General features: G+C 67.8%; 20 protein-coding genes. 2 read left to right on the forward strand and 18 right to left on the reverse strand.

Features of this window, described 5'->3' with window-relative positions; all coding sequences use genetic code 11:
* Positions 1-14: 14 nt before the first annotated feature.
* The 9 genes from BG90_RS06400 to BG90_RS06440 form a co-directional block, all read right to left on the reverse strand.
* Positions 15-398 (reverse strand): avidin/streptavidin family protein, encoded by a 384-nt coding sequence (locus BG90_RS06400; protein WP_010113518.1) that lies wholly within the window; start codon positions 396-398, stop codon positions 15-17.
* A gap of 301 nt (positions 399-699) precedes the next feature.
* Entirely contained in the window at positions 700-1,047 is a 348-nt protein-coding gene (locus BG90_RS06405; RefSeq protein WP_010113517.1) for a copper-binding protein, read from the reverse strand.
* Positions 1,044-4,253, reverse strand: coding sequence for an efflux RND transporter permease subunit (locus BG90_RS06410; protein ID WP_010113515.1), 3,210 nt, complete (start codon positions 4,251-4,253; stop codon positions 1,044-1,046). Before BG90_RS06410 ends, BG90_RS06405 begins: the two co-directional genes overlap by 4 nt.
* Positions 4,250-5,875 (reverse strand): efflux RND transporter periplasmic adaptor subunit, encoded by a 1,626-nt coding sequence (locus tag BG90_RS06415; protein ID WP_025989606.1) that lies wholly within the window; start codon positions 5,873-5,875, stop codon positions 4,250-4,252. Before BG90_RS06415 ends, BG90_RS06410 begins: the two co-directional genes overlap by 4 nt.
* A gap of 10 nt (positions 5,876-5,885) precedes the next feature.
* On the reverse strand, positions 5,886-7,184 hold the full coding sequence (locus tag BG90_RS06420; protein ID WP_010113511.1) for a TolC family protein: 1,299 nt from the start codon (positions 7,182-7,184) through the stop codon (positions 5,886-5,888).
* A 93-nt stretch (positions 7,185-7,277) separates the two neighbouring features.
* A complete protein-coding gene (locus BG90_RS06425) occupies positions 7,278-7,646 on the reverse strand; it encodes a hypothetical protein (RefSeq protein WP_010113509.1) in 369 nt (122 codons plus the stop codon).
* Positions 7,647-7,841: 195 nt separating this feature from the next.
* The gene (locus BG90_RS06430; RefSeq protein ID WP_010113506.1) at positions 7,842-8,339 is read right to left on the reverse strand and encodes a TPM domain-containing protein; all 498 of its coding nucleotides are present in this window, start codon (positions 8,337-8,339) and stop codon (positions 7,842-7,844) included.
* Positions 8,339-9,187: a TPM domain-containing protein gene (locus tag BG90_RS06435; protein WP_010113504.1), complete on the reverse strand. Its 849-nt coding sequence runs from the start codon at positions 9,185-9,187 to the stop codon at positions 8,339-8,341. Before BG90_RS06435 ends, BG90_RS06430 begins: the two co-directional genes overlap by 1 nt.
* Positions 9,184-9,852 carry a LemA family protein gene (locus BG90_RS06440; RefSeq protein ID WP_010101131.1) on the reverse strand — a complete coding sequence of 223 codons (669 nt, stop codon included), beginning with the start codon at positions 9,850-9,852 and terminating at the stop codon, positions 9,184-9,186. The genes BG90_RS06435 and BG90_RS06440 overlap by 4 nt, the downstream gene beginning before the upstream one ends.
* A gap of 480 nt (positions 9,853-10,332) precedes the next feature.
* On the opposite strand from BG90_RS06440, the gene BG90_RS37240 reads away from it, so the two are divergent.
* Positions 10,333-10,500 (forward strand): DUF2933 domain-containing protein, encoded by a 168-nt coding sequence (locus BG90_RS37240; RefSeq protein ID WP_232288853.1) that lies wholly within the window; start codon positions 10,333-10,335, stop codon positions 10,498-10,500.
* A 178-nt stretch (positions 10,501-10,678) separates the two neighbouring features.
* Positions 10,679-13,111 carry a heavy metal translocating P-type ATPase gene (locus tag BG90_RS06445; protein WP_010113501.1) on the forward strand — a complete coding sequence of 811 codons (2,433 nt, stop codon included), beginning with the start codon at positions 10,679-10,681 and terminating at the stop codon, positions 13,109-13,111.
* An 87-nt stretch (positions 13,112-13,198) separates the two neighbouring features.
* Here BG90_RS06445 and BG90_RS06450 read toward each other — a convergent pair whose 3' ends face one another.
* The 9 genes from BG90_RS06450 to BG90_RS36645 all read right to left on the reverse strand — a co-directional run bounded on the left by BG90_RS06450 (position 13,199) and on the right by BG90_RS36645 (position 21,532).
* A complete protein-coding gene (locus tag BG90_RS06450; RefSeq protein WP_010101129.1) occupies positions 13,199-13,399 on the reverse strand; it encodes a heavy-metal-associated domain-containing protein in 201 nt (66 codons plus the stop codon).
* Positions 13,400-13,658: 259 nt separating this feature from the next.
* Complete coding sequence (locus tag BG90_RS06455) at positions 13,659-14,366, reverse strand: hypothetical protein (RefSeq protein ID WP_025989605.1); 708 nt, start codon at positions 14,364-14,366, stop codon at positions 13,659-13,661.
* Between the two features lie 97 nt (positions 14,367-14,463).
* Positions 14,464-14,970 carry a hypothetical protein gene (locus tag BG90_RS06460; protein WP_010113494.1) on the reverse strand — a complete coding sequence of 169 codons (507 nt, stop codon included), beginning with the start codon at positions 14,968-14,970 and terminating at the stop codon, positions 14,464-14,466.
* 259 nt (positions 14,971-15,229) lie between these two features.
* On the reverse strand, positions 15,230-16,570 hold the full coding sequence (gene argG / locus BG90_RS06465; RefSeq protein WP_010101123.1) for an argininosuccinate synthase: 1,341 nt from the start codon (positions 16,568-16,570) through the stop codon (positions 15,230-15,232).
* A gap of 684 nt (positions 16,571-17,254) precedes the next feature.
* On the reverse strand, positions 17,255-18,616 hold the full coding sequence (gene gor / locus BG90_RS06470) for a glutathione-disulfide reductase (RefSeq protein ID WP_025989604.1): 1,362 nt from the start codon (positions 18,614-18,616) through the stop codon (positions 17,255-17,257).
* A 184-nt stretch (positions 18,617-18,800) separates the two neighbouring features.
* On the reverse strand, positions 18,801-19,031 hold the full coding sequence (locus BG90_RS06475) for a hypothetical protein (RefSeq protein WP_025989603.1): 231 nt from the start codon (positions 19,029-19,031) through the stop codon (positions 18,801-18,803).
* Positions 19,032-19,373: 342 nt separating this feature from the next.
* A complete protein-coding gene (locus BG90_RS36640; RefSeq protein ID WP_164466504.1) occupies positions 19,374-19,544 on the reverse strand; it encodes a hypothetical protein in 171 nt (56 codons plus the stop codon).
* Positions 19,545-19,617: 73 nt separating this feature from the next.
* Entirely contained in the window at positions 19,618-21,279 is a 1,662-nt protein-coding gene (locus BG90_RS06485) for an NRAMP family divalent metal transporter (protein ID WP_010113488.1), read from the reverse strand.
* A 112-nt stretch (positions 21,280-21,391) separates the two neighbouring features.
* A complete protein-coding gene (locus tag BG90_RS36645) occupies positions 21,392-21,532 on the reverse strand; it encodes a hypothetical protein (protein WP_010101112.1) in 141 nt (46 codons plus the stop codon).
* Positions 21,533-21,987 lie beyond the last annotated feature (455 nt).

Consider the following 21,987-nt stretch of genomic DNA (forward strand, 5'->3'; position numbering starts at 1 on the left):
GCGTCACGCCCTCATCAAACCCGAACGAATGTGTCGGCTCCCGCGTTGATCGACGCCCACTCGTCGCCCGCCTCCACCTGCTGCGTCATCTGCCATAGCGTGTTGATCCTGTCGTTCGACGTGCCGGGCTCGCACTGTCCGACCCACGCGGTAATCGCCTGAAACTGATCCCAGTGAACGATGAACGCAATCAGGTCGCCGTCGACGTAGCCGATCAGCTCGCCGCTCGTCGAACCGCCCGTTTCGCTGACCGCGCTTCTGTACGTGCCCGTCACGCTGTCGTCCGATTGCTCGATCTGCATCGTCGAGCCGAGCTCGTTCTTCCACGTGCCGGAGAAATCGATCGGCATGCCGGTGCCGGCCTTGACGCGCTTGAGCGCATGTTCCAATCGCTGCATCTTTCGCCTCCTTAATTTACGAATCGACGGCAGCCGGCCGGGACGGGGCGCAGATCACGCCAAGGCTCTTGTTCTGTCGGCGTTGCAGCACGGATAAATAAAACAATAGACCATCCGCTCGCGACGGCGAGCGATGTTTCTCCGGATTTTCTGCCTCCCTTCGTGCGGCTGCGCGCCACGCGGCGCGCACGAAGCATGCGCATCGCCCGCCCCGGCAAGCATGCGAAGCGATCGTCGCGAGCTAGCCTGCCCCAACGGTGACAGGCCCGCCGCGATGCGCGCAGCGGGCCGCGCGTGGCGTCTACTTCTCGAGCTTCACGATGGTCATCACGCCATCGACGTTCTCGACGCGCACCTTCACCTTGTCGCCCGCATGAACGCCCTTCGCCATCGCGGCGTCCTTCGCCTTGAACGTCATCGTCATCGACGGCATCCCGACGTTGTCGAGCGCGCCGTGCTTCAGCGTGACCATGCCGGTCGCGAGATCGACCTTCTTGACCACCGCGTCGGTCAACGCCGCATCGGACGGCTTCGACGCGCCGCTCGATTGCATCGGCATGTTCATGCCGGCCATCCCGTCGGCGGCGATTGCGGGTGCGGCGGCGACGACAGCCGCGAACGTCATCAGTACAGCGATCGATTGCTTCATCGAGGTTCTCCAGTGTGAACGGATGGAAGATCCGCGCCGGCGCGGCCGGCAACGGGGGAAAGCGGCGCGCGGCCCGCGCTGCGCACGCGGCGGCGCTGCAACAGGAACCATGCGGCGGGAATGACGAACATCGACAACAGCGGCGCCGTGACCATGCCGCCCACCATCGGCGCGGCGATTCGCTGCATCACTTCGGAACCCGAACCATGCCCGACCATGATCGGCACGAGGCCCGCGAGCACGACGGCGATCGTCATCGCCTTCGGCCGCACGCGCAGCACCGCGCCTTCGCGGATCGCGTCGGCAAGCATCGCGTCGGTCGGTTGCTCGCCGGCGGCGACGCGCCGGTCGAACGCGCTCTTCAGATACAGCAGCATCACGACGCCGAACTCGGCCGCCACGCCCGTTAGCGCGATGAAGCCGACCGCCGTCGCGACCGACACCGCATGGCCGAGCATCCAGACGAACCAGAATCCGCCGACGAGCGCGAACGGCACGGTCGTCATCAGCAGCAGCGCGTCCGCCGCCGAATCGAACGTCAGGAACAGCAACACGAAGATCACGACGAGCGTCACCGGAATCACCGAGCGCAGCTTCGCGGCCGCGCGTTCCAGATACTCGAACTGTCCGGACCACGCGATCGAATAGCCCGGCGGCAGCGCGACTCGCTGCGCGACCGCGCGCTGCATCGCGTCGACGGCCGTCTTCAGGTCGACGCCGCGAATGTCGACGTACACGTAACCCGACAGTCGCGCGTTCTCGCTGCGGATCATCGGCGGCCCGTCGGCGATCGTCACCGCCGCGACGTCGCCGAGCAGGATCTGCGCGCCGCGCTCGGTGACGATCGGCAACTGCCGCAGCTTCTCGAGCGAATCGCGAACCTCGCGCGGATAGCGGATGTTGATCGGAAAGCGCTCACGCCCGGCGATCACCTCGCCGACGTTCTCGCCGCCGATTGCCGACGCGACGACCGACTGGACGTCGCCGACCGACAGCCCGTAGCGCGCGGCCGCGCGCCGGCCGATGTCGACATCGACGTAGCGCCCGCCGTTCAGGCGTTCCGCGAACGCCGACGTGACGCCCGGCACGCCCTTCACCGCCGCTTCGACCTGCGTCGCGATCCGGTCGATCTGCGCGAGATCCGCGCCTGAGATCTTCACGCCGACGGGCGTCTTGATGCCGGTCGACAGCATGTCGAGCCGGTTGCGGATCGGCGGCACCCAGACGTTCGACAGGCCCGGCACCTTCACGACGCGATCGAGCTCGTCGACGAGCTTCTCGGGCGTCATCCCGGGCCGCCATTCGCTGCGCGGCCTGAAGCGGACCGTCGTCTCGAACATCTCGAGCGGCGCCGGGTCGGTCGCGGTATCCGCACGGCCCGACTTGCCGAATACGGTCGCGACTTCGGGCACCGTCTTGATCAGGCGATCGGTCTGCTGCAGCAGCTCGGCCGCCTTCTGCGCGGAGATGCCCGGCAGCGCGGTCGGCATGTACAGCAGATCGCCTTCGTCGAGCGGCGGCATGAACTCGCCGCCCAGGCGCGACAGCGGAATCGCGGTGACGACGAGCGCCGCGACCGCGATGCCGATCGCAAGCCACGGCCGCCGCAGCGTCGCTTCGAGCAGCGGGCGGTAGAGCCTCACGAGCAGGCGATTGAGCGGATTCGACGCCTCGCGCGGAATGCGACCACGAATCAGATAGCCCATCAGCACCGGTACGAGCGTGACCGACAATCCGGCTGCCGCGGCGATCGTATACGTCTTCGTGAACGCAAGCGGCGCGAATAGTTTGCCCTCCTGACCTTCGAGCGCGAACACCGGAACGAACGATAGCGTGATGATCAGGAGCGAGGAGAAGAGCGCGGGCCCGACCTCCGCTGCGGATGCCGCGATCAGCTCCCAGCGAGCGGCCCCCGCGAGGGGCACGTCCGGATGCTCGTGTTCGTACGCTTCGAGATGCTTGTGCGCGTTCTCGATCATCACGACGGCCGCGTCGATCATCGCCCCGATCGCGATCGCAATGCCGCCGAGCGACATCAGGTTCGCGTTGACGCCCTGATAGCGCATCACGATGAACGCGGCGAGCACGCCCAGCGGCAGCGACAGGATCGCGACAAACGCGCTGCGCAGATGAAACAGGAACACCGCGCACACGATCCCGACGATCACGAACTCCTCGACGAGCTTGCCCTTCAGGTTGTCGACCGCGTGCTCGATCAGCTGCGAGCGGTCGTACGTCGTCACGAGCTCGACGCCCGCGGGCAGCGAGCGCTCGAGATCGGCGAGCTTCGCCTTCACCGCGTCGATCGTCGAGAGCGCGTTCTTGCCGGAGCGCATCACGATCACGCCGCCCGCGACTTCGCCTTCGCCGTTCAGCTCGGCGATCCCGCGCCGCATCTCCGGGCCGATCTGGACGCGCGCGACATCGCCGAGCAGCACCGGCGTGCCGGTATCGCTCGTTCGCAGCACGACGTTGCGGAAGTCGTCGAGCGAACGCAGGTAGCCGCTCGAGCGCACCATGTACTCGGACTCGGCCATCTCGACGACCGAGCCGCCCGATTCGCTGTTCGCCTTGCCGAGCGCGCCGGCGACGGCCGCCTGCGTGATGCCGAACGCACGCAGCTTGTCGGGATCGAGCACGACCTGGTACTGGCGCACCATCCCGCCGATGCTCGCGACTTCGGCGACGTCCGGCACGGCCTTCAGCTCGAACTTCAGGAACCAGTCGTTGAGCGCGCGCAATTGACCGAGATCGTGCCGCCCGGTCTTGTCGACGAGCGCGTACTCGTAGACCCAGCCGACGCCCGTCGCATCCGGCCCGAGCGCGACCGTCGCGCCCGCCGGCAGCCGGCTCTGCACCTGGCTCAGATACTCGAGCACGCGCGAGCGCGCCCAGTACTGATCGGTCTTGTCGTCGAACAGCACGTAGACGAACGCGTCGCCGAACGACGAATACGCGCGGATCGACTTCGCGCCCGGCACGCCGAGCAGCGTCGTCGTCAGCGGATAGGTGACCTGATCTTCGACCACCTGCGGCGCCTTGCCCGGATACGATGCCTTGACGATCACCTGCGTGTCGGACAGGTCCGGCAGCGCGTCGAGCGGCGTTCGGCTCAGCGACGCCACGCCCCACGCGGCGACGAGCGCGGCAGCGAGCAGCACGAGGAAGCGATTGCGGATCGACCATCGAATGACGTGCGCGATCATCGTGCGCCTCCGACCGGTTCGACCTTCGTCAGCTGATAGCCGTCGCCGGTTGCCTTGAACGCGAAGCGCACCGTATCGCCCGTCTTCACGCTCGCGAACGCGTCGGGCGCGGGCTTGCCGAACGACATCGTCATCGCGCCCCAGCCGAGCGCCGGCACCGGTCGATGCGAGAACGTGATATCGGTCGCGGTGATATTTTCGATCTTGCCGATGGTTTCGTAGGTCGGCGCGGCGGCGGTCCGCGACGTCGGCGTCGATCGCGACGAAGCCGCCGCCGATGACGAAGCCGCGCTCGCCGCGTGCGCGGCGGCGGCATCGCCCGTCGTTGCGCGCGTGCCGGACGCATCGGCTTCGAGCCGCGGCAGCACCGACTTCAGACTCGCTTCGGAGTCGATCAGGAACTGGCCGGACGCGACGACCGTTTCGCCTTCGCTCAACCCGCCCAGCACCTCGGTCTCGTCGCCGACGTCGCGGCCGGCCGTCACGTCCGCGGGCCGCAGCCGACCGTCAGCGCTCCTGACGATCACGACCGAGCGCTTGCCCGTGGCGATCACCGCCTCGGACGGCACGACGAGCCGGGGCGCCGCCTTCCGCGCGCCGACGCGCACGCGCATCAGCATGCCCGGCGTGAGCGCAAGCGCGTGGTTGTCGATCTCGAGGCGCGCCTGCTGCGTGCGCGTCGTCGCGCTGACGCCCGGCAGGATCTCGCGGATCGTTCCCTTCACGCGCTGCCGTGGATCGCCCGCGAACGTCGCATCGACGCGCAGGCCGGGCCGCAGGTCGGACGCCAGTGACTCCGGCACGTCGACGACGAGCCACAGCGTCGACAATCCGGCGATCTTCGCGATCGTCTGCCCGGGCGTCACCATCGCGCCGTCGCGCACGTTCAGTTCGCTGACGACGCCCGTCTCCGGCGACGCGAGCGCGACGTGCGTCTGCGCGCGCCCCGTCCGGTCGAGGCTCGCGATCACGCTGTCGGGAATCGACAAGGCACGCATCCGCGCACGCGACGCGGCAAGCAGCTCCGCCTCCATTCCGCCGCGCTTGAGCGCGAGATATTCCTCCTGCGGCGCGAGCCAGTCCGGCACGAACAGCGACGCGACCGGCGCGCCCTTCGCAATGCGCTGCATCGGCGCGCTCGCGTACAAACGGTCGATATAGCCCGTCACGCGCGATTGCACGACGGCCGAGCGCGATTCGTCGAATTGCGTCGTGCCGATCGCGTCGATGCTTTCGTCGACGTCGCGCCGGCGCACGGTCGCGTAGCGGATGCCGAGGTTCTGCTGCAGGCCGGGATCGATGCGCACGCCGACCGCGCCGCCGCCGTCATCCGCATAGACGGGTTCGAGCGGCATGTTCATGAAAGGCGACTTGCCGGGCTTGTCGAAATGCTGATTCGGCACCATCGGGTCGTGCCAGTACAGCACCTTTCTGCCCGTCTTCGGGTCGATTTTGTCGGCGGTGTTCGCGGTGTTCGCGGTGTTCGCGGCACCGGCCGCGGCCGAAGTCGCGGCTCCGTTCCCGTGCGGCGCGAAACGAGCGCCGGCGAAATAGCCAGCGCCCAGCAATGCAGCGGCGGCGAACGTCATCAGCGCCGCACGCATCAAGCGAGTGTGGTTCATGTGCGCTCCTTCACTGTGCGGCAACCGTCGTCGAGGGGACGACCTGGTATTCGAGCTGCGCCCACGTCTGCGCGACGTCGCGCTCGAGATCGAGCACCTGCAGCCGGGCATCGAGCCGTGCGCGGCGAGCGGCGAACGCGTCGGCGAGCGAGCCTGCGCCCGCGCGATACGCGGCGTCGGCGAGCCGCACGCGCTCGTCGGCCGCGGGCAGCAGCGATCGATCGAGCTCCGCGAGACGCGCGCGGCCGCTCGCGAGCGTCGCCGACTGCGTGCGAATGTCCGCCTCGACCTGGCGCCGCGCATCCTCGTACATCAGCCGCGCCTTCGTCGCGAGCGCGCGCTTCTCGGCGACGTCGCGATTCTGGCGGTCGCGGCGATTGAGCGGCAGCGGGATCGTGACGCCGATCGACACCATGTTGGCGTACGGCGCACCGCGCTGCTGATACGCGATCTCCCACGTCCAGTTCGGACGGCGCTCGCTGCTCGCGACGGCGACATCGGCGTCGGCGACCGCGACGTCGCCGTCGGCTGCGATCAGCGTCGGCTGCACGTGCCTCAGCTCGTCGGACGGCAGCGACGGCACGAACGACACCGGCGCGGGCGGCTCGCCCGACACGTCGGACACCGGCACGGCGGTCCGGCGCGACAGGTCGATCAGCGCGACGTCGAATGCCTGCCGCGCCTTCAGTTGCTGGTCGCGCGCCTGTGCGAGCAGCGCCCGCGCCTGCAAGGCGTCGGCGGCCATCGCCTTCGCGCCGCGATACGCGGCCTGCGTCGCGGCGAGCTCGCGATTCATCGCGTCGACGAGCTCGCGCTGCAGCGCGAGCGCCTTCTTCGCATAAGTGGCGTTGAGCCACGCGACGGCCGTCTGCTGACGGACGTTCGCGAGCTGCGCGAGATAGCCGGCGCGCTCGCGGCCGACGACTTCGTTCGCGAGCGCGGCGCGCAGCCGGCGCTTGTCGCCCGGCACCCACTCCTGCTCGATGCCGATGCGGCGCATCGTCATCGATTCCTGGCCAATCGTGAATCGCTGCGGACCGTCGATCGGCAGATTGTCGATGCCGGCCTTCAGCATCGGATCGGGCAGCTGCCCGGCCTTGACGACGAGCTCGGCGCTCGCCTGGACGGATGCCTGCGCCGCCTGCATCGCCGCCGATCGATCGGTGGCGGATTGCAGCGCGGCGTCGAGCGTGAAAGACGTCTGCTGGGCGAACGCCGCGGCGGCGTTCGCGAACGTGAGCGCCGCGACGAGCGTGCGCGCGCGCAGGCGCGCACGCCGGCCACGCGGCGCGCGAAACATGAAATGCATATCTTGAACCCCAGCGATGGAATCCCCGAGGGATTCCGCGTCCCGAATACGGGACGATCCCGCCGCGCGTGCGGCGAACCTATCGGAGAGGGGTTAGGCGGTGCGCGGAGGTCGCCACCATCCGCCCGGCTCGCGGACGGTGAGCGACTTCGCGTAATGGAAGGCGACCTGGCGGCTCGAGCCCGCGGGACGGACCAGGTCGGGCGCCGGCATCGGATGGTAAAGGCTGCCGAACTGGCATTGCACCATCACCTTGCAGAAGACGTCCTTCGCTTTGCCGCTCTTGTCGACGGTCGACGACTTCATTGATTCGCAGTCCTGCATCGGCGGCATTGCGCCGCCGTCGCCCATCGACATCGTCCGCTGCATCGGACAATCGCCGACAAGGCCGCTCGCCGCCAGCCCGGTCAGGGGCAGCGTCGCGCACCACAGCAGCACGAGGAGCAGGCGAAGCATCTTCATCGCGCAAAAGTATAGCGCAGCGGGCGCAAGTCGTTCGTTGCGTTCGAACAGGTTCTGGCGTGCGGCCGGGCTGCTGCCCGCGACCTGTCGGCACGCGGCGCGGCGGCGCGGCGTTGTGCGACTTCGAGCACCAGCCGGCTCACGTTTCGCCACACCGGACGAACCGCGCGAGCGCGCCGCGGCGCCGTATGCGAGTCACAACACGACCGGCGCGCTCGACAGCTCGTCGCCCGGCGCCCTGCGCGACGGATAGTGCCGCGCGAGCAGCGCGGTCACGCGCTCGATTCCGTGGATCGAGCCCGCCTCGAAGCGGCCGCGCCGGAACTCGGCCTCCATCGCGCGGCAAATCTCTTCCCAGTCGTCACTGTCGACGCGCGCATGTATGCCGCGATCGGCGACGATCTCGACGTCGTGATCGGCGAGCAGCAGATAGATGAGCACGCCGTTGTTGTGCTCGGTGTCCCAGACGCGCAGTTCGGAGAACACATCGATCGCCCGCTCGCGTGCAGTCACCCCCTTGAAGAGCATCGATGCGTGCAGCGCGCCCTCGACCGCGAAGCGCAACTGCCCGACGTGCTTCCCGTGGCTCGCCTTGACCGCCTGCTCGATCTTGCCGAGCGTGCGCTTCGGAAACGCGGCGCCGACGCGCCAGCGCGTCATCAGCAGATGTCGCGCGATTCGTCCGATATCCATCACCATCTCCCGGATGCGCCGCCGCCGCCGAACCCGCCGCCGCCGCCGCGGAAGCCGTCCTGTCCGCCGCCCCAGCCGCCGCCGCGGCCGCCGATGAACGGGCCGCCGACGCGCGCGCCCATCCCGCCGCCGAACAGCGTGAAGAAGAGCGCGATCGCGGCCGCCGCGACCGCGACGAGTAGCGCGCCGGACAACAGCCACGCGACGAAACCGACCGCGCCGCCCGTGACGACCGAGCCCGCGAACCGGCCGAACACCGCGCGCAGCACGCCGCCCGCAACGATCGTCATCACGAACAGCACCGGCAGCAAACGGCCGGGCCCGCCGTCTTCGCCGCGCCGCGCGCGCGGCGGCGGCAGCGGCTCGCCTTCGATCACGCGCATCATGCTGCCGACGCCCGCCGAGATTCCGCCGTAAAAGTCGCCGCGCAGAAAGCTCGGCACGATGACCTCGTCGATGATGCGATGGCTCGTCGCGTCGGTCAGCACGCCCTCGAGGCCGTAGCCGACTTCGATGCGCAGCGTGCGATCGTTCTTCGCGACGATGAGGAGCACGCCGTCGTCGACGTTCGCGCGGCCGAGCTTCCACTGCTCGACGACGCGAATCGAATACTGCTCGATCGTCTCGGGCTGCGTCGTCGGCACGATCAGAACGGCGACCTGGCTGCCCTTGCGCGTTTCGAAGTCCTTCAGCGACTGTTCGAGCGTCGCGCGCTGGGCGTCCGTCAGCGTGCCCGTCGCGTCCGTCACGCGCGCGGCGAGCGGCGGCACCGGCTGCTCGCCGCGGCAGACGCCGCCGAGCGACGCGAACGTGAGGATGGCGAGGCACGCCGCACGAAAGAACTTCAATTCGAGGCTCCGGCGGCCGGCGCGGGCGCGGGCGTGGACCCGAAGTCGACGCGCGGCGGCTTCGAGATCTCCGCTTCGTTCGCGACCGCAAAGTTCGGCTTTTCCTTGTAGCCGAACGCCGTTGCGGTCAGGTTGCTCGGGAACGAGCGGATCGTCGTGTTGTAGGCCTGCACCGAGCGGATGTAGCGGTTGCGCGCGACCGTGATGCGGTTTTCGGTGCCTTCGAGCTGCGCTTGCAGATCGCGGAAGTTCGCATCGGACTTCAGTTGCGGATAGTTCTCCGACACGACGAGAAGCCGCGACAGCGACGACGTCAGTTGCCCTTGCGCGGCCTCGAATTTCGCGAATGCCTGCGGATCGGACAGCAGCTCGGGCGTCGCGCGAATCGAGCCGACTTGCGCGCGCGCCTCGGTGACGCGCGTGAGCACGTCGCGCTCCTGATTCGCGTAGCCCTTCACCGTGTTGACGAGATTCGGCACGAGATCCGCGCGGCGCTGATACTGATTCAGGACTTCCGACCAGCTCGCCTTCACCTGCTCGTCCTGCACCTGGATCGCGTTGTAGCCGCAGCCGGACAACGCGAACGCGAGCACGGCGAGCGCCGCCGCCCGGACGAGATGTGTCCACGCCGCCGCGGCTTGCGGGATCGATGAGTGATGTCGCATCTGCTACCTCCGTTGCTGTTCGCCGGGAAGGCGTCGCGCCGATCGCGGACGGCCGGTTCCGGACGGCCGGTCCCGGATCGGCCGGTCCCGGATCGGCCGCGCCGGCTTCGAATCGATGCTACGTATGCGGTTCCGGATCAGCTTGATTTGCGTCAACAGTCGACTTGCGCGAGCGGACAACAGGCAACGTGCGCGCCGCCGCGCGCCGCTATTTCGAATCTTTGCACGATGCCCGTTCGATCCGCGCGGCGGCCGGCAAGTAGCGGGGCTCGATTGAGGCATATCAATTCGCACCTTGCAACCGGCACTACAGTGGAATGATCATCCGCCGTCGAACGATGTTCAGGCCCCCGAATTGAAAGCGTTCTATCGATTCGAAATTGCAACGGTCGCCGACCCGCTCGCAACGCGATTCGGGATTGCTTGCCGTGCGCGGGTATCGTCGGATGCGGAAGGGCAGTCCGCGCGATCGCTGCGTTCGTGCCGCTGCCTCGCCACCGTTACCCACTTCTTGGCTTCCCGCCGTATCTGTTGCTGCTCGCCGGTCCGCCCGCCCATCTTGTCATGCGTCGCGGACATCGACACCGGCGCGCATCCGGGAACGATGCGCGCCGCGATTCCGAAGACGACCATGAGCGGCACCGCTAGCGACACCGGCCCGCGAGCTTCCGTCTCCCGCGCTCGCGAAGCCGGCCGGAGAAGCGCAACATCGAAAGACGATTCGAAGCAGCCACACGGTGCGGCGCCGCGATGACGCAATGCGTCTCGCCGAAGCTCGCCGACGCGGGAGAAACCGACATTCACAGACGCGACTGGAGCGCTTGCCATGCACGACGCACATGTCCATCACGATCACCGCCACGACACGAACGAGCAGCGCGATCCGCATCGCGCGCGCGACACGCACGATGCATCGAAGCCCGGCGAAACAGTCGTCGATCCGGTTTGCAAAATGAACGTGCCGATCGACGCGAAACTCAGGCGCGACTACCAGGGCCGGACGTATCGCTTCTGCAGCGAAAAATGCCTGGCGACGTTTCGCGCATCGCCGCATAAATTCGTCGGGACGCCGAACCAGCCGGCCGGCGAATCCGCAACCAAGCCTGGCGCGATCTATACGTGCCCGATGCATCCGCAGATACGCGCAAACGCGCCGGGCAACTGTCCGATCTGCGGCATGGCGCTCGAGCCGCTCGCGCCCGGCGCCGTCGAAGAAAGGAATCCCGAGCTCGAATCGATGACGAAGCGCTTCTGGGTCGGGCTCGCGCTGTCGGTGCCGCTCGTGCTGATGACGATGGGCCGGATGGTGTTGCCGTTTGACATCGGCATGAGCATCGACGCGCTCCTCGCGCGCTGGCCGCTGCCGCACGGGATGTCCGCGTCGTGGTCGCAATGCGTGCAGGCGGCGCTCGCGACGCCTGTCGTGCTGTGGGGCGGCTGGCCGTTTCTCGCGCGCGGCTGGAAGTCGTTCGTGACGCGGCGGCTCAACATGTTCAGCCTGATCGCGCTCGGCGTCGCGGCCGCGTACGTGTTCAGCATGTTCGCGCTGCTCTTTCCCGACGCACTCCCGCAGGCGTTCCGCAGCGGCCACGAAATCCCGCTCTATTTCGAGGCGGCGGCGGTGATCGTGACGCTCGTGCTGCTCGGCCAGGTGCTCGAATTGCGCGCGCGCTCGCGCACGTCGAGCGCGATCCGCGATCTGCTGCAGCTCGCGCCGCATACGGCGGTGCGCGTGAAGCCGGACGGCGCCGAGGAGAGCGTGCCCCTCGAAGCGGTCGTCGTCGGCGACACGCTGCGCGTGAAGCCCGGTTCGAAGATTCCGGTCGACGGCGTCGTCGTCGAAGGGCATTCGAGCGTCGACGAATCGATGATCACCGGCGAATCGATGCCGGCCGAGAAGACGGAAGGCAGCAAGGTGACGGGCGCGACCGTCAACCAGACGGGAACGTTCGTGATGCGCGCGGAGAAAGTCGGCACCGACACGCTGCTCGCGCGGATCGTGCAGATGGTCGCCGAGGCGGGCCGCTCGCGCGCACCGATCCAGAAGCTCGCCGATCAGGTGTCCGGCTGGTTCGTGCTCGCCGTCATCGCGCTCGCCGCGGTCGCGTTCGCTGCGTGGGCGACGTTCGGGCCGGCGCCCGCGCTCGCGAACGCGCTCGTCATCGCGATCAGCGTGCTCATCATCGCGTGCCCGTGCGCGCTCGGCCTCGCGACGCCCGTGTCGATCATCGTCGGCGTCGGCCGCGGCGCGCGCGAAGGCGTGCTCATCAAGGATGCCGAAGCATTGGAGCTGATGGAAAAGATCGACACGGTCGTCGTCGACAAGACGGGCACACTGACGGAGGGCCGGCCCCGCGTTCAGACGGTCGTCGCGCTCGATGCGCGCGGCGAGCGCGTCTTGCTCGGCTACGCGGCGAGCCTCGAAGGCGCGAGCGAACATCCGCTCGCGCAGGCGATCATCGAACAGGCGAAGCAGGCGGGCGCCGCGCGCACGCCGGTCGAATCGTTCGATTCCGTGCCCGGGAAAGGCGTGAAAGGCGTGATCGACGAACACGCGGTCGCGCTCGGCAACGCAGGCCTGATGGCCGATCTCGTAGTCGACTGCGCGTGGGTCGAAGCGGAAGCGGACCGTCTGCGCGAAGCCGGCCAGACGGTGATGTACGTCGCGATCGACGGGCGGCTCGCGGGCTACGTCGGCGTCGCGGATCCGATCAAGGAAACGACGCCCGACGCCGTGCAGCTACTCAAGGCATCAGGCGCGAGCATCGTGATGCTGACGGGCGACAACCCGGTCACCGCGAACGCGGTCGCGAAGGCGCTGTCGCTCGACGGCGTGAAGGCGGGTGTGCTGCCCGAGGACAAGTACCGGCACGTGCAGGCGCTGCAGCAGCAGGGACACGTCGTCGCGATGGCGGGCGACGGCGTCAACGATGCGCCTGCGCTCGCGCAGGCGAACGTCGGCATCGCGATGGGCACGGGCACCGACGTCGCGATGAACAGCGCGCGGATCGTGCTCGTGAAGGGAGACTTGCGCGGCATCGCGCGGGCGCGCGCGCTCAGCGTCGCGACGATGAGGAACATCCGCCAGAACCTGTTCTTCGCGTTCGTCTACAACGCGGTCGGCATTCCGGTCGCGGCGGGCGTGCTGTATCCGTGGTTCGGCATCACGCTGAGCCCGATCATCGCGAGCGCCGCGATGGCGGCGAGCTCGGTGTCGGTTATCGGCAACGCGCTGCGGCTGCGTACCGTGAAAACCTGACGAAGCCCGCGCGGCGCGCATCGGCGCTTCGCGCGCCATCCTGCGCGTGGTGACGAGCCGCGCGGGACGGCGCCGGCCTCGCGCATCTCATGCCGTCAGGACGGCCGGACGAAAGCCCGCGGCTTCGATGATGGCCGCCACGCGCTCGGCGCCGAGCGTCGAGCCGACTTCGACGACCTTCGACGTAATGTCGGCCGAAACGGTCGCCGACGGATCGACGGCCGTGATCGCCTGCGTGATCGCGTTCGCGCAGCCGCCGCACGACATGTCTTTCACTTCGAGCTTCATGTTGCTTCTCCGAGGGATGTGAGGTGATCGAAGGATGAATCTTCCCACAGTGGGAAGGTCAAGCGATCGACGCTCGGCTAGCGATGGCGGAGCCGCGTGTCGAACGCGGACTTGAACGTAAGCGTCGCGAGATCGCGCGACGCGTTCGCTGCGTTCGGCGCGACCCTTGCAGTCATTGCGATCGCGACGGGCGATCCGCGCGCCGCCCTGCCCCCCGGGCAACGCGCGTTCGCCGCGACCGGCGTGCGAGACTCGCGCGTCAGCGCTTCGCCGGCGTCTGGCAGAGGGCGAGGTTGTGCAGGATCGCGTCGCCCGTCGAACGATAGTTGTCGGCATCGCACGGCGGCAGACCGAACGAATCGCTGTGCTCCTGCTGCGCGCGATAGGCGACCGTATCGGACAGCGCGGCCACGCATCGCGCATGGTCGCCGCGATGGTATTCGGTCAGCGCCAGGTCGCTCTTCGCCCGGTCTTGCTCGATCCAGTTCATGAAGCCGCCGCACTCGGCAAGCAGCGAGATCAGCGTCGCGCGCGCCGCATCGTAATCCCGCGCCGCGTACTGCTTGTGCGATTGCTCGGTGCGCACGGCCCGCGACCGGTCGGTGCACGCGGCGGGCGGGCGGCGATATTCGCCGTCGAACGACGCGCGCATGCCGCAATAGTCGCGGCACGCGTCCGAGCCGGACGCGTCCAGCTTGACGACGCCTTGCCCGCCGGATACGGCGATGCGGCATACCTTGTCGCCGTCGTTCACCACGCCGACGCGCCCTTTGAGCGTGCCGCTCAGCGAGCAGGTATGGCAGTTGCCGCCGATCGTTTCGACAGTGAAGGTGCTGCCCTTGACGGTCAGCACGCCGTGCGCGCTGCCGCCTTCGACGTACAGATATCGGCCCGGCTCCACCGCGGAGCCGGCGGCGATCGCCGATGCGCTCGCCGACAACGCGGCCGCCACGACCGCCGTTCGCATGCGGATTCCCCAGTTCATTCGCTCCCCCTCGTCGATATGCGAAGCAATGCGCGTGCGCCGCGATCGGTCGCATGCGCCGATCGCGGTGCGCGCGGCGTCACGCCGAATCGCCCGCAAGCAGCCGCAGCCGCCGCGCCTGCCGCGGCAGCACGACGTACATTCCGCCTGCGAAATACCACACCAGTCGGATCGCCTGACCGAGAAACGGATGGCCATCACGGCGCAGCGGCCACGTCAGCGCATCGATCGGCAGCGACACGAGCACGCTCCAGCCCACCGTCGTCAAGCCGACGAGCACCGCTTGCTGGACCGTCAGCCGGTCGGGCGCGTTCAATGCGTGCACCGCGAAGCCCTTGCGCACCATGTATCCGGTAATCGGCACGCAAACCAGGAAGCAGACGACGACGGCCGCGAGGCCGACCGCGATGAGCAGACCGGACGGCGGCCGATGACCGGACAAGGAACGGGTTTGCCACGCCCAAATACCGACGACCGCGACGCCGGCGATCCACACCGGCACGTTGGCGACCATCTGACGCCACATGCAGGACCACCACACCGACAAGCGCCGGCCGAACGTCATCGACGGAAGCATCTGGAACATATCAACCTCCATTCTTGTTATCTATTCTGCGAACGCGCGAATGCGGCGGCGTCCTATGGTTGATGCGTATCGCAGGGCCGGAGGCTTCATGCCCGGCCCTGCGGCGCGGGCATGCGAACCGCCCGCCGCTGCGCGCTTGGCTGCGCGCGGCCCGCGCGATTGCTGCGCGGGCGTTTTCGTTCGAATCAGCCGCCCCGCTTTCCCGCGGCCGGAGGCGGCGAACACATCGGTTCGCTCCCGGCCGCGCGCGGCGCGGGCGTCAGTTGCCGCCCTGGTCTTCCTTCAGTTGCGGCAGCGCCGACGACTCACCCGCCGCCAGCAGCCCGACCTGCGAGTAGATGCGCAGCTTCTCGCGCGTGTCGGTGATGTCGAGATTGCGCATCGTCAGCTGGCCGATCCGGTCGCGCGGCGAGAACGTCGACTGCACCTTCTCCATCGACAGGCGTTCCGGCTGGTACGTCAGGTTCGGCGAGCGCGTGCCGAGAATCGAGTAGTCGTTGCCGCGACGCAGTTCGACCGTCACCTCGCCCGTGACCGCGCGCGCGACCCAGTGCTGCGCGGTCTCGCGCAGCATGATCGCCTGCGGATCGAACCAGCGGCCCTGATACAGCAGGCGGCCGAGACGGCGGCCGTTTTCGCGGTACTGCTCGATCGTGTCCTCGTTGTGGATGCCGGTGACGAGGCGCTCGTATGCAATGTACAGCAGCGCGAGCCCCGGGGCTTCATAGATGCCGCGGCTCTTCGCCTCGATGATCCGGTTCTCGATCTGGTCGCTCATCCCGAGGCCGTGGCGGCCGCCGATCCGGTTCGCTTCGAGCAGCAGTTCCACCGCATCCTTGTATTCGACGCCGTTCAGCGCGACGGGACGCCCTTCTTCGAAGCGGATCGTCACTTCTTCCTTGTCGATTTTCACGTCGTCGCGCCAGAACGCGACGCCCATGATCGGATTGACGATCTTGATGCCGCTCTCGAGGCTTTCGAGATCCTTCGCCTCGTGCGTCGCGCCGAGCAGGTTCGAGTCGGTCGAGTACGCCTTCTCCGCCGACATCTTGTATTCGAAGCCCGCCTGGCGCATGAACTCGGACATCTCCGCGCGGCCGCCGAGCTCGTCGATGAACTGCTGGTCGAGCCAGGGCTTGTAGATCTTCAGGTCCGGATTCACGAGCAGGCCGTAGCGGTAGAAGCGCTCGATGTCGTTGCCCTTGTACGTGCTGCCGTCGCCCCAGATGTTGACGCCGTCTTCCTTCATCGCGGCGACGAGCATCGTGCCCGTCACGGCGCGGCCAATCGGGGTCGTATTGAAATACGTGACGCCGGCCGTCGAGATGTGGAATGCACCGCATTGGAGCGCGGCGATCCCTTCGGCGACGAGCTGCGCGCGGCAGTCGATCAGGCGCGCGCCTTCGGCGCCGTACTGGATCGCGCGCTTCGGGATCGCGTCGTAGTCGTCTTCGTCGGGCTGGCCGAGGTTGGCCGTGTAGGCGTAAGGAACGGCCCCCTTGATGCGCATCCAGTGCAGCGCGGCGCTCGTGTCGAGGCCGCCGGAGAACGCGATGCCGACCTTCTGGCCGGCCGGGAGATTTTCAAGAATCGTGGTCATGACGAAAACCGTTCAATCAGTTGGAAGGGGGGAATTTCGCGGAATCCAAGAGTATCGGCTGTGCCTGATTATGAGGCAAGTCTCTCGCGCGCCTCGTGTGGGCCGGAGATTGGGCGGTTCGGAGCCGGAAGCGGCGCTGTCGGCGCGGGTGGAGCCCGGCTGGCGGGGGGCGCTCGGTGAGGAAGCCGAGGGCCCGGGGCGGGCTTGGCGAGCATTTGGCGGTGCATCGGAGCGGGCTGGGAACAGCTTGGAGCGGGTTCGGAGCGGGTTCGGAGCGGATTCGAAGCTAGTTTGCAGCGCGGTTCAGCGCAGGTTCTCTCGGCCCGGGCGGCGGCACGGCTGCGGCAGGCTGACGCTTGGGCGGCCCGCATCCCGAGCGGCCGGACACGCGAATCGGATACCGTCGAGTGTGGAAAAACGCGGTCGAGCCTCGGCGGGGCATCGGGCGTGGGCGGGGTCCGACAACTGCCGAAGCGGACATGAAACGCGATCGGGCGGAGCCGAATGGCCGGCGCCCGCTCCAGCCGCGGCGGCGAAACCGCCGAACCGCCAGTCACCCGAAGTCGCGAGCCTGAAATCGGACCGGATTTCGGAACAGCGCGCAGCGCATCTGTCGATAAATGTCCGTCGTCGTCATCGGCCAGGCGCCGGGTGTCGGTGCGATCGCGTGTCGCGTGTCGCGTGTCACGCGTCGTCCGGCTCCTTCTGCCGCAGCGTGACGAACTCCTCGGCCGCGGTCGGATGAATGCCGACCGTCTCGTCGAACTGCGCCTTCGTCGCGCCCGCGCGGATCGCGACCGCGATGCCCTGGATGATCTCCGCCGCGTCGCGCCCGACCATGTGCGCGCCGACGACGCGCTGGCTGTCGCGCGCGACGACGAGCTTCATGAACGTCTTCTCGTCGCGGCCGGACAGCGTGTGCCGCAACGCCCTGAACGACGTCTTGTAGATGTCGACAGCGCCGAACTCGGCGCGCGCATTCGCCTCGGCGAGCCCGACCGTCGCGACCTCCGGCTGGCTGAACACCGCGGAAGGAATGTAACGATGGTCGGCCGCGATCCGCTTGCCGCCGAACAGGTTCGCCGCGAGCAGCATGCCGTCGCGCGTCGCGACGGGCGTCAACTGCGGGCGCGCGGTGACGTCGCCGATCGCGTGGATCGACGGCACCGTCGTCGTCGAATACGCGTCGACCTCGATCGCACCGTCCGCATCGCGCGCGACGCCGACCGCTTCGAGCCCGAGCCCGTCGCAATTCGCGACGCGTCCCGTCGCGTACAGCACCGCGTCGTAAGGGCCATGCTCGCCGGTCGCAAGTTCGAGCGTCAGCGCGCCGTCGGCGCCGCGCACGATCGCCTCGACGTTCGCGCGCGTATGGATCGCGATGCCCTGCTTCGTCATCTCGTCGTGCAACACGCGCCGCACGTCGTCGTCGAAGCCGCGCAGGATCTGCTCGCCGCGATAGAACTGGTCGACGTCGACGCCGAGCCCGTTGAAGATGCCCGCGAATTCGACCGCGATATAGCCGCCGCCGACGATCGCGATCCGCTCGGGCAGCTCGGGCAGGCTGAGCGCCTCGCGCGACGTGATCGCGTGCTCGATGCCGGGAATCGGCGGCATCACCGGCCGCGAGCCGGTCGCGACGCCGATGTGCCGCGCGGTGACGCGGCGCCCCGCGACGTCGACCGTGTGCGCGTCGACGAGCGTCGCGCGCCCCGCATGGATCTCGACGCCGGATTTGTTCAGCAGATCGGCGTAGATGCCGCTCAGGCGCCCGATCTCGCGGTCCTTCGCTTCGATGAGCGTCGGCCACGAGAACAGGCCGATGTCGAAGGTCCAGCCGAAGCCCGCCGCGTCCTCGACGTCATGGCTGTAGTGCGATGCGTAGACGAGCAGCTTTTTCGGAATGCAGCCGCGCAGCACGCAGGTGCCGCCGATCCGCTCTTCTTCCGCGATGCCGACGCGCGCGCCGCAGGAGGCGGCGATTCGGCCCAAGCGCACGCCGCCCGAGCCCGCGCCGATGACAAAGAGATCGTAATCGAATTCCATTGCGTCGCCTGATCGAAGCCTCGATCAGGCGACGATAGCAAGATTTCGCCTTTCTTGCGGCGCCGCGCGCACGCACTGTCATGCACCGCAATCATCTGTGGATTATCCGGCGCAAAAAAAAGCGGAAGGCGCTGCCTTCCACTGCCTTCCGCTTCGTGTCGCGCGAAGCCTTCGCGCCGACGCGTTACGCCTGCGACGCGTCGCTGTCCGGCGCGGCCGTGTTGTCGCCGCCTTCCGCCGCTTCGTTGTCGTCCTTCTTTTTCTCGACGAGATTCTCGAGCGCCTCGGCGCCCTTGAAGCCGGCGACCGCGGCCGCGGCCTTCGTCAGCAGACCGGCATCCGGATCGACCTTCTCGGCCGTCTCGACGGCCGCCACCGCGCCTGCAATCTCACCTACCGTATTCAAGATTCCCATCGCAATCACCGTTTAGGTTGAACGTGAGCGAGCATGATTGCATGGACATTCACGCAGCGCCGCGTTTGTAACATTCGGTAGCGCCCGTTACGTCGGCACGACCGCTCGCAAGAGCCGACGCGCATGACGCCGGCGAATGCGCACGTTCCACCGAACGAGGAACGCACGTGCGGCGCGCGACCGAAAACGATCTCGACGCCGCGCGCAAGCAGCTTAGCTCACTCGCGCCTGCGCAACTGTCAAACTATGTCGGAAGGATTTCGGCTGGCTTTCATTCGCAGGAATCCTCTACTTTCCCGCTCGCGCCGCAGCGCGCGGCGTTCACCGCGCACGCGCTTCCGTTCATTCGCTCGCACCGGATGCGGCCGCGGTGCTTGCCGGCACGCCGGACGCAGCCGTCGCCGTGGCGGCCGCATCGTTGGTCTTGCTGCTCACTTCATCGTCGTCCGTCCTCGTGCACGCGGCAACCAGCAATACGGCCATCACCGATGCAGCCCACGCGTAACGCTTCATCCTGTCGCTCCCGTAAGAAAACGAATCGTCGGAAAACGGCCGGCCGCGCGCCACGAACGACTGCATGCGCCGGCTACCTGAAAAACGCCATCTGCACGACCTTCACGATCACGAGCCCGACCGCGAGCACGAGGTAGCCGCGCAGCACGCCCATCCAGATGCGCGTCGACAGCGTGATCCGCGGCGCCGGCAACGCGTCGAGCGGCGGCATCCGCCACGTGTCGCGCAGGCTGCGGTCGAGGCCGGCGTCGGCCGCCCCGTTCGCGCCACCGGCGCGCTTGCGCAGCACGAGCGTCGCCGCGAGCCCCACCACCGCGAGCAGCGTGCCGCCCGCGAGCACCTCGAGCATCGTCTCGCCGCTCATGTCCGGATACATCACGGACGCCGTCAGGATAATCGACAACATCACGAGCACCCAGATCACCGCCCCCGTAAACAGATTCAATTTTGTCGAGTTGACCCACGGGCCGAGTACGGCCTTGTCGTTGCACAGCAGGAGCAGAAACACCGTCGCGCTCGGCAGCAGCACGCCCGCGAGCGTCTGCACCGCTTCCGTCAGCAGTCCGAGCGGACTGCCCGGCATCAGCACGAGCGCGGCCGCCGCGGCGACGATGCCGAAGTAGACGAGATAGAAGCCCTTCGCATCCGACACGCCGCGATGCAGCGAGTGGCGGATCTTGAACACGTCGCCGATCGCGTACGCGGTCGCGAGCGACACGGCCGCCGCGCCGATGATGCACGCGTCGAGCAGCGCGATTGCGAAGAGCGTCGCGCTCGTGTGGCCGGCGTACTTCGCGAGGCCGGCGATCACGCCGCCCGCGTCGGTGAAGTTGCCGGCTTCCGGACGGCCGTCGTAAAGCGCCGCGCAGAACGAGATCATCGCGATCGCGCCGATCATCACGAACACGATGCCGATCCAGAGATCCGCCTTCTCGTACTTCATGAAGCGCGGCGTGATCCGCTTGTCGATCACGTAGCTCTGCTGAAAGAACAGTTGCCATGGCGCGACCGTCGTGCCGACGATGCCGATCACGAGCAGCATCACGTCGGAGAGCTTCGCGTGCGCGGGCCAGGCCGGCACGAACAGGTCGCGCGTCATCTGATGCACGGGCGGATGGATCGACACGAGCACCGGCACGAGCAACAGGCTCAGCACGCAGAGCACGACCGCGAAGCGCTCGAACCGGCGAAAGTCGCCCGTGCTGACGGCCGCCATCGTCAGCGCGGCGGCAATGCACACGCCCGCGACCTTCGACACGCCGAAGAAATCGAGCACGAACGTGATGCCGATGAACTCGGTGACGATCGTCAGCGCGTTCAGGATGAAGAGATCGACCACGCTGAACGCGCCCCAGAACTTGCCGAAGCGCTCGAAGATGAGGCGCGCGTGGCCGACGCCCGTGACGGCGCCGAGACGCAGCACCATCTCCTGGTTCACGAACAGCACGGGCACGAGCAGCAGCAGCGTCCACAACAGCGACGTGCCGTAGTTCTGGCCCGCCTGCGTGTAGGTGCCGAACGCACCGGCGTCGTTGTCGCCGACCATCACGATGAGGCCCGGCCCGAGAATCGCGAGCAGCGTGCGCACGCGCGCCCACCATCCGCTGCGCGGCGCCGTGTCGTGATGCGCGATCGTGCCGAACGCGCCCTTGATGTCGCCCACGTGCGCTTGATCGAGCGCGGCGCTGCGCGGGAGCGCGATGGGCGGCGGCGAGACGTCGGTTGGCGTTGACATGTTGCTTCTCCGAATGCGTGTGGTTATCGTCGAAGCGCTTCGCCGGCATGCGCACACACAAGCGCCGCCACGCGGCGGCATCGCTTGCGTATGCCGAAGCGCGCCGCCGTTGTCAGGAAATCAGGTTTTTCAGGCGCTGCCAGAACGAGGCGGGCGCCGGCTTGCGGGCGGATTCGAGCGACAGCATCGCGTCGTATTGGACGCGCGACTCATCGACGTGCGGCAGTTGTGACAGAAGCAGACCGAATTGCATGATGATTCTCCGGGCGCGGGTTCCCGCGCATGGCGGGAAGCCGCGTGCTCGAAGCTCATGCGCGCGATGCGCTTATCGATCGAGCCCTACGCGCTTCCCTTGATGATCGAAATCGAAAAGATCCAGGGTGCGGCATATGGGATAACTGTCACTGTCCGGCATGTCGGCTCCTTGTCTGAAAATAGGGGCGTGACGTGCACGCATCCGCGGCGAACGCGCACGCGTGCACGCACGCTCGGCGCCGCCGTCACGCGACGACGCCAAGCGAACGCGCGCCGCGAACCGGGTTCGCGGCGAATGCCGAACGAGCGCGCGAAAACGCAGCGCTCATGCGGCGCAAATCAAGGGTGCACGGGGAGTGGTACTGCGAACTGCGACGCGCACCGTCTGCCTGATCGGCTCGACGGCGGCAATGAAAAGGGCGCGGACGTCTTGCCGTTCAGGCGGGAAAACTG

The organism is Burkholderia oklahomensis C6786 (genome assembly GCF_000959365.1).
Taxonomy (GTDB): Bacteria; Pseudomonadota; Gammaproteobacteria; order Burkholderiales; family Burkholderiaceae; genus Burkholderia; species Burkholderia oklahomensis.

Coding starts and splice junctions, on each gene's coding strand:
- BG90_RS06410 (WP_010113515.1), bottom strand. CDS start 4,253: ATGATCGCGCACGTCATTCGATGGTCGATCCGCAATCGCTTCCTCGTG.
- gor (WP_025989604.1), bottom strand. CDS start 18,616: ATGGAATTCGATTACGATCTCTTTGTCATCGGCGCGGGCTCGGGCGGC.
- BG90_RS06460 (WP_010113494.1), bottom strand. CDS start 14,970: ATGTTCCAGATGCTTCCGTCGATGACGTTCGGCCGGCGCTTGTCGGTG.
- argG (WP_010101123.1), bottom strand. CDS start 16,570: ATGACCACGATTCTTGAAAATCTCCCGGCCGGCCAGAAGGTCGGCATC.
- BG90_RS06440 (WP_010101131.1), bottom strand. CDS start 9,852: ATGCGACATCACTCATCGATCCCGCAAGCCGCGGCGGCGTGGACACAT.
- BG90_RS06475 (WP_025989603.1), bottom strand. CDS start 19,031: ATGGGAATCTTGAATACGGTAGGTGAGATTGCAGGCGCGGTGGCGGCC.
- BG90_RS36640 (WP_164466504.1), bottom strand. CDS start 19,544: ATGAAGCGTTACGCGTGGGCTGCATCGGTGATGGCCGTATTGCTGGTT.
- BG90_RS06485 (WP_010113488.1), bottom strand. CDS start 21,279: ATGTCAACGCCAACCGACGTCTCGCCGCCGCCCATCGCGCTCCCGCGC.
- BG90_RS06450 (WP_010101129.1), bottom strand. CDS start 13,399: ATGAAGCTCGAAGTGAAAGACATGTCGTGCGGCGGCTGCGCGAACGCG.
- BG90_RS06425 (WP_010113509.1), bottom strand. CDS start 7,646: ATGAAGATGCTTCGCCTGCTCCTCGTGCTGCTGTGGTGCGCGACGCTG.
- BG90_RS06400 (WP_010113518.1), bottom strand. CDS start 398: ATGCAGCGATTGGAACATGCGCTCAAGCGCGTCAAGGCCGGCACCGGC.
- BG90_RS06430 (WP_010113506.1), bottom strand. CDS start 8,339: ATGGATATCGGACGAATCGCGCGACATCTGCTGATGACGCGCTGGCGC.
- BG90_RS06445 (WP_010113501.1), top strand. CDS start 10,679: ATGCACGACGCACATGTCCATCACGATCACCGCCACGACACGAACGAG.
- BG90_RS06415 (WP_025989606.1), bottom strand. CDS start 5,875: ATGAACCACACTCGCTTGATGCGTGCGGCGCTGATGACGTTCGCCGCC.
- BG90_RS06420 (WP_010113511.1), bottom strand. CDS start 7,184: ATGCATTTCATGTTTCGCGCGCCGCGTGGCCGGCGTGCGCGCCTGCGC.
- BG90_RS36645 (WP_010101112.1), bottom strand. CDS start 21,532: ATGCAATTCGGTCTGCTTCTGTCACAACTGCCGCACGTCGATGAGTCG.
- BG90_RS06405 (WP_010113517.1), bottom strand. CDS start 1,047: ATGAAGCAATCGATCGCTGTACTGATGACGTTCGCGGCTGTCGTCGCC.
- BG90_RS06455 (WP_025989605.1), bottom strand. CDS start 14,366: ATGCGAACGGCGGTCGTGGCGGCCGCGTTGTCGGCGAGCGCATCGGCG.